This window comes from Streptomyces roseicoloratus, assembly GCF_004117935.1.
Classification (GTDB): Bacteria; Actinomycetota; Actinomycetes; order Streptomycetales; family Streptomycetaceae; genus Streptomyces; species Streptomyces roseicoloratus.
The window spans coordinates 1-12,049 of record NZ_SDOY01000091.1 but is presented as its reverse complement, the minus strand read 5'-3'; the positions used below and the strand labels follow the sequence as shown (position 1 = coordinate 12,049).

Sequence of the window (12,049 nt, the reverse complement as noted above, 5' to 3'; positions counted from 1 at the left end):
CCGGCCCCTCGCCCGGGCGGGACAGAATGGGCCGCGATGAAGACAAGCGCCGCCGGCGACGCCGGTCAAGACGCTGGCGACGGCTGGTCGCTGGTGGTGCCCCTGAAACCGCTGACCCGGGCCAAGAGCAGACTGGGCGCGGCGGTGGACGCCGGGCTGCGGCCCCGGCTCGCGCTGGCCTTCGCGGAGGACACCGTGGCGGCGGCGCTGGCCTGCGCCGCGGTACGGGATGTGGCGGTCGTCACGGACGATCGGACGGCAGGGGCCGCGCTGACGGCCCTGGGCGCGCGGATCGTGCCGGACCTGCCGGGCGCGGGGCTCAACGCGGCGCTGGCGCACGGGGCCCGCGCGGTGCGCGCGGTGCGGCCGGGGGCGCGGGTGGCGGCGCTGAACGCGGACCTTCCGGCGCTGCGGCCGGCCGAGCTGGCCCGGGTCCTGGCGGTGGCGGGGCAATTCCGGCGGGCTTTTCTCGCGGACGCCGCCGAAATAGGTACGACATTCCTCTCGGCGGGCCCCGGGGTGGAATTGGAACCGGCATTCGGAGGGGCTTCCCGACGTCGGCATTTGTCGTCGGGCGCGGCGGAAATCCGCCTTCCGGGGGTGGATTCCGTGCGCCGGGACGTGGACACGGGCGACGATCTGGCGGCCGCGCTGGAGCTGGGCGTGGGGCCGCGGACGGCTGCCCGCTGGGTGCGCGCGGCCGGATAGGCTGCGGCCATGCAGGCGACCGCGTACGCGTACGACTCCGAGACCCGCAGCGGCAGTGTGCTGCTCGACGACGGCACCCCGGTGGAGTTCGGGGCCGAGGCCTTCGAGGCGGGCGGGCTGCGGCTGCTGCGTCCGGGGCAGCGGGTGCGGATCGAGACGGAGGGCGAGGGCGCGGCCCTGCGGATCACGCTGGTGACGCTGCAGACGTTCTAGCAGGCCCTTCAGGGGGCTCGAGACGCGCCGCGGGCCGGGCTCCCCCAGGGGGGAGTCCGGCCCGGCGTGTGAGTACCCGCTGTCCTACTTCTTGGCGGCGGTCTTCTTCGCGGTGGTCTTGCGCGCCGTCGTCTTCTTGGCGGGCGCCTTCTTCGCGGTGGCCTTCTTCGCCGGCGCGGTCTTCTTCGCGGCGGTCTTCTTGGCCGCGGCGGCGGTGGTCTTCTTCGCCGGGGCCGCCTTCTTCGCGGCGGCGGCGGTGGTCTTCTTGGCCGTGGTGGCCTTCTTGGTGGCCGTGGTGGCCTTCTTCGCGGTCGCGGTGGTCTTCTTCGCGGCGGCGGTGGTCTTCTTCGCCGGGGTCGCCTTCTTCGCGGCGGCCTTCTTGGCGGTGGTGGCCTTCTTCGCGGCCGCCTTCTTCACGGTGGCGGAGGCGCCACCACCGCTCAGGCTGCCCTTCGGGGCCTTCTTGACGGAGACCTCGCCTCCCTTGGGGAGCTTCTTCGAGCCGCTGACCAGGTCCTTGAAGCCCTGACCCGCACGGAAACGCGGAACCGAGGTCTTCTTGACCCGGACCCGCTCACCCGTCTGCGGGTTGCGGGCGTAGCGGGCCGGACGGTCGACCTTCTCGAACGAGCCGAAGCCGGTGACCGAGACCCGGTCCCCGGCGACGACCGCGCGCACGATGGCGTCGAGCACGTGGTCGACGGCGTCGGCCGCCTGCTGGCGGCCGCCCATCTTGTCGGCAATCGCTTCTACGAGCTGCGCCTTGTTCACGTCTTCCCCTTCGGAGACATTGCCGGAACGAAAGTGTTCAAGCTTTTTCGCACGTTAGGCATGTATATACCGCAAATCAAACACGAAACGGGCTAATCACCCTAGTGCCGCAACGGAGAAGTGCCGTTGCGGAGTTCCTGGTGTCAGTCGTCTTCAGGGAATCGGCCCTCGTCGAGGTCCTTCATCAACCGGTCCAGACGCGTTGCCGCGTCCGTGAGATCGTGCTTCGCCGCGGCCGTGACGACCAGCAGCTTCCGGGACAGCGCCATCCTTACGCCCTCCGGGACTTGCAGTTCGCGCACCCTTCTGTGCGCTTCCTTCAATCGGGCGGCGACTGCCTCGTAGAGCTCGAGTTGGCTGTCGCGTTCCATGCACCGATTGTGCCATCTAGGGCGAGTTGTCGCCCGACAGGGTCTCAACAAGCGACTGCGCCCCCCACCGGACGGTGGGGGGCGCAGTACTGGAAAAGCGCTGCTCAGACGGCAATTGTACGGGGCTTGAAGGAGGGCCTGGCCGCCTCGTAGGCCGCGATGTCCGCTTCGTTCTGAAGGGTGAGGCTGATGTCGTCCAGACCGTTCAGCAGACGCCAGCGGGCGTTCTCGTCGAGCTCGAAGTCGGCGTCGATCCCGGGCGCGAGGACCTTGCGGGCCTCCAGGTCGACGGTGACCTCGACGGTCGGGTCGGCCTCGGTCGCCTCCCACAGCGCGTCGACGGTCTCCTGCGGCAGGACGACGGTCAGCAGGCCGTTCTTCAGCGAGTTGCCGCGGAAGATGTCGGCGAAGCGGGAGGAGATCACGGCCTTGAAGCCGTAGTTCTGGAGCGCCCAGACGGCGTGCTCACGGGAGGAGCCGGTGCCGAAGTCGGGACCCGCGACCAGGACCGTGGCGCCCTGCCGCTCGGGGCGGTTGAGGACGAACTGCTCGTCCTTGCGCCAGGCCTCGAACAGGCCGTCCTCGAAGCCGTCGCGGGTGACCTTCTTGAGCCAGTGCGCGGGGATGATCTGGTCGGTGTCGACGTTGCTGCGGCGCAGCGGAACGGCCCGGCCGGTGTGCGTGGTGAAAGCTTCCATGGTTCCTCAGACCCCCGCGGTGGTGGCGACGTCGGACAGATCGGCCGGGGAGGCCAGGTGACCCAGGACGGCGGTGGCGGCGGCGACCTGGGGGGAGACCAGGTGGGTGCGGCCGCCCTTGCCCTGCCGGCCCTCGAAGTTGCGGTTGGAGGTGGACGCGGAACGCTCACCGGGGGCCAGTTGGTCGGGGTTCATGCCCAGACACATCGAGCAGCCCGCGTGCCGCCATTCGGCGCCGGCCTCCTTGAAGACCTTGTCCAGGCCCTCCTCGACGGCCTGCAGGGCGACCCGGACCGAGCCCGGGACGACCAGCATGCGCACCCCGTCGGCGACCTTGCGGCCCTCCAGCAGGGAGGCCGCGTTGCGCAGGTCCTCGATGCGGCCGTTGGTGCAGGAACCTACGAAGACGGTGTCGACCCTGATGTCGCGCAGCGGCTGTCCGGCGGTCAACCCCATGTACTCCAGGGCCTTTTCGGCGGCCAGGCGCTCCGAAGCGTCTTCGTACGAAGCCGGGTCGGGGACGTTCGCCGAAAGCGGCGCACCCTGGCCGGGGTTGGTGCCCCAGGTGACGAACGGGGCCAGCTCGGCGGCCTCGATGACGACCTCGGCGTCGAAGACGGCGTCCTCGTCGGACTTCAGCGTCTTCCAGTACGCCACGGCGGCGTCCCAGTCCTCGCCCTCGGGGGCGTGGGCACGGCCCTTGAGGTAGGCGAAGGTGGTCTCGTCGGGGGCGATCATGCCCGCCCGGGCGCCGGCCTCGATCGACATGTTGCAGATGGTCATCCGGGCCTCCATCGAGAGCTTCTCGATGGCGCTGCCGCGGTACTCCAGGACGTAGCCCTGGCCGCCGCCGGTGCCGATCCTCGCGATGATCGCCAGGATCAGGTCCTTGGCGGTGACGTCCTCGGGCAGCTCGCCGTTCACCGTGATGGCCATGGTCTTGGGGCGGGCCATGGGCAGCGTCTGGGTGGCCAGGACGTGCTCGACCTGGCTGGTGCCGATGCCGAAGGCCAGACCGCCGAAGGCGCCGTGCGTCGAGGTGTGCGAGTCGCCGCAGACCACGGTCATGCCGGGCTGGGTCAGTCCCAGCTGCGGTCCCACGACGTGGACGACGCCCTGCTCGACGTCGCCCAGCGGGTGCAGGCGCACACCGAACTCGGCGCAGTTCTTCCGCAGGGTCTCCAACTGGGCGCGGGAGACCGGATCGGCGATCGGCTTGTCGATGTCGAGGGTCGGGGTGTTGTGGTCCTCGGTGGCGATGGTGAGGTCGAGGCGCCGCACCTGCCGGCCGTTCTGCCGGAGGCCGTCGAAGGCCTGGGGGCTGGTCACCTCGTGCAGCAGGTGCAGATCGATGAAGAGGAGGTCGGGCTCGCCCTCGGCGCGCCGGACGACGTGGTCGTCCCAGACCTTCTCCGCGAGTGTCCTACCCATCGCTTTCCCTCCGGCCGGCGGCTGCGCCGACACCACTAGAGACCCGTTTCGCGAGCCGTTGTGCGGCCGCCTCACCAGAGTGACGGGTTCCTCGGAAAATTGAACTTGCGTTTCACAGAGTGAGACGCGAATATCGTTGCATGGACAACTCTAGCGGCGTAGGCGTTCTCGACAAGGCAGCCCTTGTCCTGAGCGCCCTGGAGTCCGGTCCGGCCACCCTCGCAGGTCTGGTCGCGGCGACGGGACTCGCACGACCCACGGCACACCGACTGGCCGTGGCACTGGAACACCACCGGATGGTGGCCCGCGACATGCAGGGCCGGTTCATCCTCGGACCGCGGCTGGCGGAGCTCGCCGCCGCGGCCGGTGAGGACCGCCTGCTCGCGACCGCCGGGCCGGTGCTGACGCATCTGCGCGACGTGACGGGCGAGAGCGCCCAGCTCTACCGGCGCCAGGGCGACATGCGCATCTGCGTGGCGGCGGCCGAGCGGCTGTCCGGACTCCGGGACACCGTCCCGGTCGGTTCGACGCTCACGATGAAGGCCGGTTCGTCCGCGCAGATCCTCATGGCCTGGGAGGAGCCCGAGCGGCTGCACCGCGGCCTGCAGGGCGCCCGCTTCACGGCGACCGCCCTGTCGGGCGTACGGCGCCGCGGCTGGGCCCAGTCGATCGGCGAGCGGGAGCCGGGCGTCGCGTCCGTCTCCGCGCCCGTACGCGGCCCCTCGAACCGCGTGGTGGCCGCCGTGTCGGTCTCGGGCCCGATCGAGCGCCTGACCCGCCACCCGGGCCGCATGCACGCCCAGGCGGTCATCGACGCCGCCGCGCGGCTGACCGAGGCCCTGCGCCGCAACGGCTGATCCTCCGCCCCTCTCTCCACCTGTTCGTTTCCGGCCCACCGCTCCAACGCCGCAGCGGTGGGCCGGAGTTGTGTCCGTGATCACGTCCGCCGGCCCGCGGACGTGATCATGGTGGCAGGAAACGGCGAAGAAGCCCTCCCCCGAAGGGAAGGGCTTCCTCGTGTGGTACCCCCGACCGGATTCGAACCGGCGCTACCGCCTTGAGAGGGCGGCGTGCTAGGCCGCTACACAACGGGGGCAAGATCTGGAAAGATCCGCTGGCCTACCTGGACTCGAACCAAGACTAACTGAACCAGAATCAGTCGTGCTGCCAATTACACCATAGGCCACTGGTGGTATAGACCAGTTGGTACCCCCGACCGGATTCGAACCGGCGCTACCGCCTTGAGAGGGCGGCGTGCTAGGCCGCTACACAACGGGGGCCCTAGCGATCCTGCATCGGGATCACCTGGGAGCTACCCAAGTGATCCCGCGGGAAGGATCTGTACCCCCGACCGGATTCGAACCGGCGCTACCGCCTTGAGAGGGCGGCGTGCTAGGCCGCTACACAACGGGGGCTTCGTGGATGCCATCCACGGTTTGCAGATGAGCTCTGCGAGCTGGCCTACCTGGACTCGAACCAAGACTAACTGAACCAGAATCAGTCGTGCTGCCAATTACACCATAGGCCACCGGGGCGCGATCCCTCCGAGGAGAGGATCTTGCTCTGGCTTGCGCTTTCGGGTCTTTCCGGCCTTTCGGCCCGTTCCCCTCGGCGCAGGAAGAACATTACCCGAAGGAGGACGGTGCTCCAAAACGCGTATCCCCGCGCAGCACTCCGGGCAGCTGGTGGAGGTCGGTGATCCGGGTCAGCTCGGGCCTGCCGCCGCTGTCCGCGCGGTCCAGCCACACCCCGAGGAGCCCCGCCTCGACCGCGCCCCGCGCGTCGATGTCCGGCTGGTCGCCGACGTACGCCACCTGCTGCGGCGCGAGCCCCAGGGCCGTGCACGCCGCGTGGAAGGCCTCGGCGGCGGGCTTGGCCACGCCGAGTTCGGCGGCGCACACCACCGCCTCGAACCGCTCCCGTACGCCGAGCGTCCGCAGCTTGTGGTCCTGGGCGTGGATGCTGGAGTTCGACAGGACGCCGTGCCGGTAGTCGCCGGCGAGCAGGTCGAGGACGGGCACGGCGTCCGGGAAGAGCTCCCAGGCGGCCTCGTAGTGCGCCACGTACCGCTCGAACCAGGCGTCGGCCTCGCCCGCGGTCATCGCGGGCTCCGCCAGGAAGTCCCTGACCCGCGCCCGCCGCTGCTCCTGCCAGTCCCCGCCGCCGGCCTCGTAGCGCCGCCAGTGCAGCTCCGTGAGCTCCTTCCAGCGCCCGAGGGCCTGCTCCACGGACCCGTACCGCCCGAGCAGCCCCTCGACGGCCAGGTGTGCCCGCATCCCGGCCCGGTCGGCCCGGGCGTAGTCGAAGATCGTGTCGTCGACGTCCCAGAGCACCGCGCGGATGGTCATGGGACGAACGTACCCCCGTCCCGGGGCGGGACGGGGGTACTTCGGGCACGTCGGCCGGACGGCCCGGGCGGGGTGGCGCCCGGCGACCGGACGCGGGACTCAGCCGGCGAGCTTCGCCAGGGCCGCGTCGATGCGGGCCAGGGTCTTCTCCTGGCCCAGGATCTGGAGCGACTCGAAGAGCGGAAGGCCGACGGTGCGGCCGGTGACGGCGACGCGGACCGGGGCCTGGGCCTTGCCGAGCTTGAGGCCGTGGGCCTCGCCGGCGGCGAGGACGGCGTTCTTGAGGGACTCGGGGTCGTTCCAGTCGGCGGCCACGAGCTTCTCGCGGGCGGTGGTGAGGAGGGCGGCGGGCTCGCCCTTCATCGCCTTGTCCCACGAGGGCTGGTCGAAGACCGGCTCCTTGAGGAACAGGAAGTCGACGTTGGCCGTGATGTCCGACAGGACGGTCAGGCGGGTCTGGGCGTGCGGCGCGATGGCCTCCCAGGCGGCCCGGTCGAAGTCCTCCGGGGCCCAGTTGGCGTGCGGGGCCCGCAGCCACGGCTCGCACGCCGCGGCGAAGTCCTTCACGTCCAGCATGCGGATGTGGTCCGCGTTGATGGACTCGGCCTTCTTGAGGTCGAAGCGGGCCGGGTTGGCGTTGACGTCCGCGATGTCGAACTTCTCGACCATCTCCGGGATGGTGAAGATGTCCTGGTCGGCGGAGAACGACCAGCCCAGGAGCGAGAGGTAGTTCAGCAGGCCCTCGGGCAGGAAGCCGCGCTCCCGGTAGAGGTTGAGGGAGGCCTGCGGGTCGCGCTTGGAGAGCTTCTTGTTGCCCTCGCCCATCACGTACGGCAGGTGGCCGAACCGCGGGATCTCCCTGGCGACGCCCAGCTCGATCAGGGCCTTGTAGAGGGCGATCTGGCGCGGGGTGGAGCTCAGCAGGTCCTCGCCGCGCAGGACGTGGGTGATCTCCATCAGGGCGTCGTCGACCGGGTTGACCAGGGTGTACAGCGGGGCGCCGTTGGCGCGCACGATGCCGTAGTCCGGGACGTTCTCCGGGGTGAAGGTGAGCTCGCCGCGGACCAGGTCGGTGAAGGTGATCGCCTCGTCCGGCATCCGGAAGCGGACGATGGCCTCGCGGCCCTCGGCCTTGTAGAGCTCGATCCGCTCCGCGGTGAGCTCGCGGCAGTGGCCGTCGTAGCCGGAGGGCCGGCCGGCGGCGCGGGCGGCCTCACGGCGGTCGTCCAGCTCGGTCTGGGTGCAGTAGCAGTGGTAGGCGTGGCCGCCGGCGAGCAGCTTGTCGGCGACGTCCTTGTAGATGTCCATCCGCTGCGACTGGCGGTAGGGCGCGTGCGGGCCGCCGGTCTCGGGGCCCTCGTCCCAGTCGAGGCCGAGCCAGCGCAGCGAGTCGAGGAGCTGCTCGTAGGACTCCTCGGAGTCGCGGGCCGCGTCGGTGTCCTCGATGCGGAAGACCATGGTGCCCTGGTTGTGCCGGGCGAAGGCCCAGTTGAAGAGGGCGGTGCGGACCAGGCCCACGTGGGGGTTGCCGGTCGGGGACGGACAGAAACGGACGCGGATCGCGTTAGCCACGCTTGATCACCTTGTTGGTGAGAGTGCCGATGCCTTCGATGGTGACGGCGACCTCGTCGCCGACGGTGAGGGGGCCGACCCCGGCGGGGGTGCCGGTGAGGATGACGTCGCCCGGGAGCAGCGTCATGGCCTCGGTGATGTGGACGACCAGGTCCTCGATGGAGCGGATCATGTCGCTCGTACGGCCGAGCTGTCGCTGTTCGCCGTTGACCGTCGCCTGGACGGTCAGGTCGCTCGCGTCGGCGATGCTCAGGCCGGTCTCGATCCAGGGGCCCAGCGGGCAGGAGGTGTCGAAGCCCTTGGCGCGGGCCCACTGGGCCTCGCGCTTCTGGACGTCGCGGGCGGTGACGTCGTTGGCGCAGGTGTAGCCGAGGATGACGTCCTTCACGCGGTCGCGGGGCACCTCGCGGCACATACGGCCGATCACCACGGCCAGTTCGGCCTCGTGGTGCAGCTCGTCGGAGAAGGAGGGGTACTCGATGGCGTCGCCGGGGCCGACGACCGAGGTGGTGGGCTTGAAGAAGGCCACCGGGACCTCGGGCACCTCGTTGCCGAGCTCCTTGGCGTGCTCCGCGTAGTTGCGGCCGATGGCCACGACCTTGTTGGGGAGCACGGGCGGGAGGAGCCGTACCTTGCTCATCGGGACCTTGGTGCCGCTGAGCTCGAAGTCGGTGTACGGGATGCCCTTGATGATGTCGAGGACCAGGCCGCCGGACTCGACGGTCCCCTCGCCCTCGACCGCGCCGAAGGCGACGTTGCCGTCGATGGAGAATCTGGCGATGCGCACGAGTGCTGTCGCCCCTCACTTGCTACTGGCTGGAGTCTGACGCTCCAGGCTAACGCGCGGGGGCGGGCGCCTCGGGTTCTTATCGCGCGGGCTGCGGCTGCGGCTGGTACGGCGCCGGGGCGGTCATGAGGATGGTGCGGCGCGGGTTGGCCGTGACGCCCGGGAGCTCGGCGGCGTACTCGGGCCGGGCGCCCCGGCCGAGCTGTGCCGCGTCCTCGAGGTGGGCGAGGGTGGAGCGGCGGGGGTTGGCCGTGGTGCGGAGCACGAACGTCTTCATCGCGGTGTCGGACCCTTGTCTGGGGGGCGGGTGGGCTGCGGCACCCATTCTGTAAAGCGTCAGGCTAAACATGCAATTCCCTGCGAATGCACGGCGGATTCAACGAACTAGGTGTGAGTTTGCTCACCACGAGCGGAACATTCCGGGCATTACGCACCGCCATCCGGGGTAACCGAAACGGACATTCCTCCACTGAATGCGCCATTCCGCTCCTGATCATGGCGACTGGGACACCGGTGCGCTTCGGTCACTTCGTGGGGATGTGCCCGATTCCTCCGTGATCATCTTCTACATGGGGTGACGTATCGTGCACACGTTGTCATGCCCCTTCGGGTGCACCTCACGGCCCTTGTTGGAGATCCAGCACTGTGCTGGAATTCCACGCACCGCCGCGGGCTTGAGGCCGGCGCGCAGGGGGCGCAACGCAGCGCCGGCCGAGTGGCGGGAAAGGGGGGATCTGCGCCGGTCACCGACGACCACCACCGGGACGCACCTGCGTCCCCACACGCCGACACCGTCCTCTCCGTTCACCCGGAAGGACGCCTGGTCCAGAGGTTGCGACGCTAGTGCAGGGACGTTTCAAGAGGGATGGCACGGGCTCCTCCCAGGCCCGCAAGGGCCGAGGGGAAGCTTCGGCGGAGCAGGAGCCGCGTGCCGGGACCCAGCACGGTTCCCCGGCCCCGCAGCCCCAGAACCCCAGGAAGGGCGAGGGCGGTGACGGCGCCGCCCGCGGCACCGCCGCGGACGCCGCGACCGAGCACGCCCCGCTCCCCAAGCTCCAGTCCGAGAACTCCGTCGGGCCCCGAATAGCCCTGCGCAACTGGCGCATCTCCACCCGCCTCGTGGCGCTGCTGACCCTCCCCGTGGTCGCCGCGACCAGCCTCGGCGGCATCCGCATCAGCGAGTCGCTCCAGGACATGGAGCAGCTCGACCAGATGCAGCTGCTCACCAGGCTGACCAAGCAGGCCACCACCTTCGCGGAGGCCCTGCAGAAGGAGCGCGACCTCTCCGCCGGTCCGCTCGCCAACAAGAAGTCGGCCAGCGACTACCAGGTCGCCAACCCGCGCAAGGCGACCGACCGCGCCTACAAGGCCTTCCTCGACGCCACCAACGACATCCCGGCGGCCGAGGGCGACGAGTCGCTGCGCAGCATCCGGCAGAACGTCAGCCAGATCGCCTCGCAGGTCAGCCAGCTCGGTTCGATCCGCACCACCGCGTACGAGGAGGGCGTCGCCCACTCGGTGACGGTCGAGGCCTACAGCCGCCTCATCCGCTCGCTGCTCAGCCTGTCCCAGGACATGGCGCAGGCGACCAGCAACCCGGAGATGATCAAGCGGACCCGCGCGCTCGCCGCGTTCTCGTCCGCCAAGGAGTACGCCTCCATCCAGCAGGCGATCATCGCCTCCTCGCTGCCGCCGAACGACAGCCGGCCCGGGAAGATCGAGCAGGGCGACCGCCTGTACGGCGACGCCGCCCTCACCAGTGAGGGCGTCGAGCTCAAGTCCTTCAAGTCGATCTACGAGTCGACCGGCGGCGACGCCGAGGAGCTCACCGCCACGCTGAGCAACGGCAACCCGTCGATCGAGGCCGCCGACAACTACGCCCAGCGGATGCTGAAGTCGGACCGCGGGCTGCCCGGCGTCAAGCGCGGTCACCTCAACTTCACCGACGAGTACGGCACCAAGATGCGTGCCATGCAGACCATCGAGGCGACGCTGCTCGGCGAGATGGAGACCAAGGCCCGTGAGCTGCGCCAGGAGTCGCAGCGCGACGCCATCATCAACGGTGCCCTGATCCTCCTCGTCCTCGGCGTGTCGCTGGTCGGCGCCTTCGTCGTGGCCCGGTCCATGATCCGGTCGCTGCGACGGCTGCAGGACACCGCGACCAAGGTCGCCCAGGACCGTCTGCCCGAGCTGGTCAAGCAGCTCTCCGAGTCCGACCCGCAGGACGTCGACACCTCCGTCGAGTCCGTCGGTGTGCACTCCCGCGACGAGATCGGCCAGGTGGCCGCGGCCTTCGACGACGTGCACCGCGAGGCGGTCCGCCTCGCCGCCGAGCAGGCCCTCCTCCGGGGCAACGTCAACGCGATGTTCACCAACCTCTCGCGGCGTTCCCAGGGCCTCATCCAGCGTCAGCTGTCGCTCATCTCCGAGCTGGAGTCCCGCGAGGCCGACCCGGACCAGCTGTCCTCGCTGTTCAAGCTCGACCACCTCGCGACGCGCATGCGCCGTAACGGTGAGAACCTCCTCGTCCTCGCCGGTGAGGAGCCGGGCCGCCGCTGGACCCGCCCGGTCCCGCTGGTCGACGTCCTGCGTGCCGCCGCGTCCGAGGTGGAGCAGTACGAGCGCATCGAGCTGGCCGCGGTGCCGGCGACCGAGGTCGCCGGCCGGGTCGTCAACGACCTCGTGCACCTCCTCGCCGAGCTGCTCGAGAACGCCACCTCGTTCTCCTCGCCGCAGACCAAGGTCCGCGTCACCGGTCACGCCCTGCCCGACGGCCGGGTGCTCGTCGAGATCCACGACACCGGCATCGGCCTCTCCCCCGAGGACCTCGCCGCGATCAACGAGCGGCTCGCCTCGCCGCCCACCGTGGACGTCTCGGTCTCCCGCCGCATGGGTCTGTTCGTGGTCGGCCGCCTGTCCCTGCGGCACGGCATCCGGATCCAGCTGCGTCCGTCCGACTCGGGCGGCACCACCGCGCTCGTCATGCTCCCGGTCGACGTCGCCCACGGCGGCAAGAAGCCCGCGCCGAAGGCCGGCCAGGCCGGTCAGGGCGCCGTCCCGCAGGGCCAGGGTGCCCCGGGCGGCCGGCTCACCGGTGGTCCCGGCGCCGGCGGTCCCGGTGCCGGCGGCCGTCCGGGCGGTGCCCCGGGC

Annotated in this window: 12 protein-coding genes and 5 tRNA genes; 4 read left to right on the top strand and 13 right to left on the bottom strand. The window is 70.3% G+C overall.

The annotated features are described in order from the left end of the window. Positions 1-36: 36 nt before the first annotated feature. The gene (gene cofC / locus ESG85_RS08675) at positions 37-708 is read left to right on the top strand and encodes a 2-phospho-L-lactate guanylyltransferase (protein WP_128977468.1); all 672 of its coding nucleotides are present in this window, start codon (positions 37-39) and stop codon (positions 706-708) included. Between the two features lie 9 nt (positions 709-717). Beyond that, positions 718-921, top strand: a complete 204-nt coding sequence (locus ESG85_RS08670) for a hypothetical protein (protein ID WP_128977467.1) — start codon at positions 718-720, stop codon at positions 919-921. 84 nt (positions 922-1,005) lie between these two features. On the opposite strand, the gene ESG85_RS08665 is transcribed toward ESG85_RS08670, so the two are convergent. From ESG85_RS08665 to leuC, 4 genes are all read right to left on the bottom strand, one after another. Then, entirely contained in the window at positions 1,006-1,692 is a 687-nt protein-coding gene (locus tag ESG85_RS08665; RefSeq protein WP_128977466.1) for an HU family DNA-binding protein, read from the bottom strand. Between the two features lie 143 nt (positions 1,693-1,835). Further along, a complete protein-coding gene (locus tag ESG85_RS08660) occupies positions 1,836-2,063 on the bottom strand; it encodes an SCO5555 family protein (RefSeq protein ID WP_128977465.1) in 228 nt (75 codons plus the stop codon). A 104-nt stretch (positions 2,064-2,167) separates the two neighbouring features. Next, positions 2,168-2,761 carry a 3-isopropylmalate dehydratase small subunit gene (gene leuD, locus ESG85_RS08655; protein WP_128977464.1) on the bottom strand — a complete coding sequence of 198 codons (594 nt, stop codon included), beginning with the start codon at positions 2,759-2,761 and terminating at the stop codon, positions 2,168-2,170. 6 nt (positions 2,762-2,767) lie between these two features. Further along, a complete protein-coding gene (leuC, locus tag ESG85_RS08650; protein ID WP_128977463.1) occupies positions 2,768-4,192 on the bottom strand; it encodes a 3-isopropylmalate dehydratase large subunit in 1,425 nt (474 codons plus the stop codon). Between the two features lie 140 nt (positions 4,193-4,332). Here leuC and ndgR point away from each other — a divergent pair, with 140 nt between their 5' ends. After that, entirely contained in the window at positions 4,333-5,049 is a 717-nt protein-coding gene (gene ndgR, locus ESG85_RS08645; protein WP_128977462.1) for an IclR family transcriptional regulator NdgR, read from the top strand. A gap of 163 nt (positions 5,050-5,212) precedes the next feature. Here ndgR and ESG85_RS08640 read toward each other — a convergent pair. The 9 genes from ESG85_RS08640 to ESG85_RS08600 all read right to left on the bottom strand — a co-directional run bounded on the left by ESG85_RS08640 (position 5,213) and on the right by ESG85_RS08600 (position 9,176). Next, positions 5,213-5,288, bottom strand: a tRNA-Glu gene (locus tag ESG85_RS08640). A gap of 18 nt (positions 5,289-5,306) precedes the next feature. After that, positions 5,307-5,378: transfer RNA gene (locus ESG85_RS08635), tRNA-Gln, on the bottom strand. 18 nt (positions 5,379-5,396) lie between these two features. After that, positions 5,397-5,472: transfer RNA gene (locus ESG85_RS08630), tRNA-Glu, on the bottom strand. A gap of 62 nt (positions 5,473-5,534) precedes the next feature. Beyond that, a tRNA-Glu gene (locus tag ESG85_RS08625) sits at positions 5,535-5,607 on the bottom strand. A 41-nt stretch (positions 5,608-5,648) separates the two neighbouring features. Then, positions 5,649-5,720, bottom strand: a tRNA-Gln gene (locus ESG85_RS08620). A 97-nt stretch (positions 5,721-5,817) separates the two neighbouring features. Continuing rightward, the gene (locus ESG85_RS08615) at positions 5,818-6,540 is read right to left on the bottom strand and encodes an HAD family hydrolase (protein WP_128977461.1); all 723 of its coding nucleotides are present in this window, start codon (positions 6,538-6,540) and stop codon (positions 5,818-5,820) included. Positions 6,541-6,639: 99 nt separating this feature from the next. Continuing rightward, positions 6,640-8,112 (bottom strand): glutamate--tRNA ligase, encoded by a 1,473-nt coding sequence (gene gltX / locus ESG85_RS08610; protein WP_128977460.1) that lies wholly within the window; start codon positions 8,110-8,112, stop codon positions 6,640-6,642. Beyond that, positions 8,105-8,899: a fumarylacetoacetate hydrolase family protein gene (locus ESG85_RS08605; protein ID WP_128977459.1), complete on the bottom strand. Its 795-nt coding sequence runs from the start codon at positions 8,897-8,899 to the stop codon at positions 8,105-8,107. Before ESG85_RS08605 ends, gltX begins: the two co-directional genes overlap by 8 nt. Positions 8,900-8,978: 79 nt before the next feature. Continuing rightward, positions 8,979-9,176, bottom strand: a complete 198-nt coding sequence (locus tag ESG85_RS08600) for a hypothetical protein (protein WP_128977458.1) — start codon at positions 9,174-9,176, stop codon at positions 8,979-8,981. 566 nt (positions 9,177-9,742) lie between these two features. Here ESG85_RS08600 and ESG85_RS08595 point away from each other — a divergent pair. Beyond that, the coding region (locus tag ESG85_RS08595) for a sensor histidine kinase (protein WP_128977457.1) at positions 9,743-12,049 on the top strand (2,307 nt) is incomplete at its 3' end.

Coding starts and splice junctions, on each gene's coding strand:
- cofC (WP_128977468.1), top strand. CDS start 37: ATGAAGACAAGCGCCGCCGGCGACGCCGGTCAAGACGCTGGCGACGGC.
- ESG85_RS08670 (WP_128977467.1), top strand. CDS start 718: ATGCAGGCGACCGCGTACGCGTACGACTCCGAGACCCGCAGCGGCAGT.
- ESG85_RS08660 (WP_128977465.1), bottom strand. CDS start 2,063: ATGGAACGCGACAGCCAACTCGAGCTCTACGAGGCAGTCGCCGCCCGA.
- leuD (WP_128977464.1), bottom strand. CDS start 2,761: ATGGAAGCTTTCACCACGCACACCGGCCGGGCCGTTCCGCTGCGCCGC.
- leuC (WP_128977463.1), bottom strand. CDS start 4,192: ATGGGTAGGACACTCGCGGAGAAGGTCTGGGACGACCACGTCGTCCGG.
- ndgR (WP_128977462.1), top strand. CDS start 4,333: ATGGACAACTCTAGCGGCGTAGGCGTTCTCGACAAGGCAGCCCTTGTC.
- ESG85_RS08615 (WP_128977461.1), bottom strand. CDS start 6,540: ATGACCATCCGCGCGGTGCTCTGGGACGTCGACGACACGATCTTCGAC.
- ESG85_RS08600 (WP_128977458.1), bottom strand. CDS start 9,176: ATGAAGACGTTCGTGCTCCGCACCACGGCCAACCCCCGCCGCTCCACC.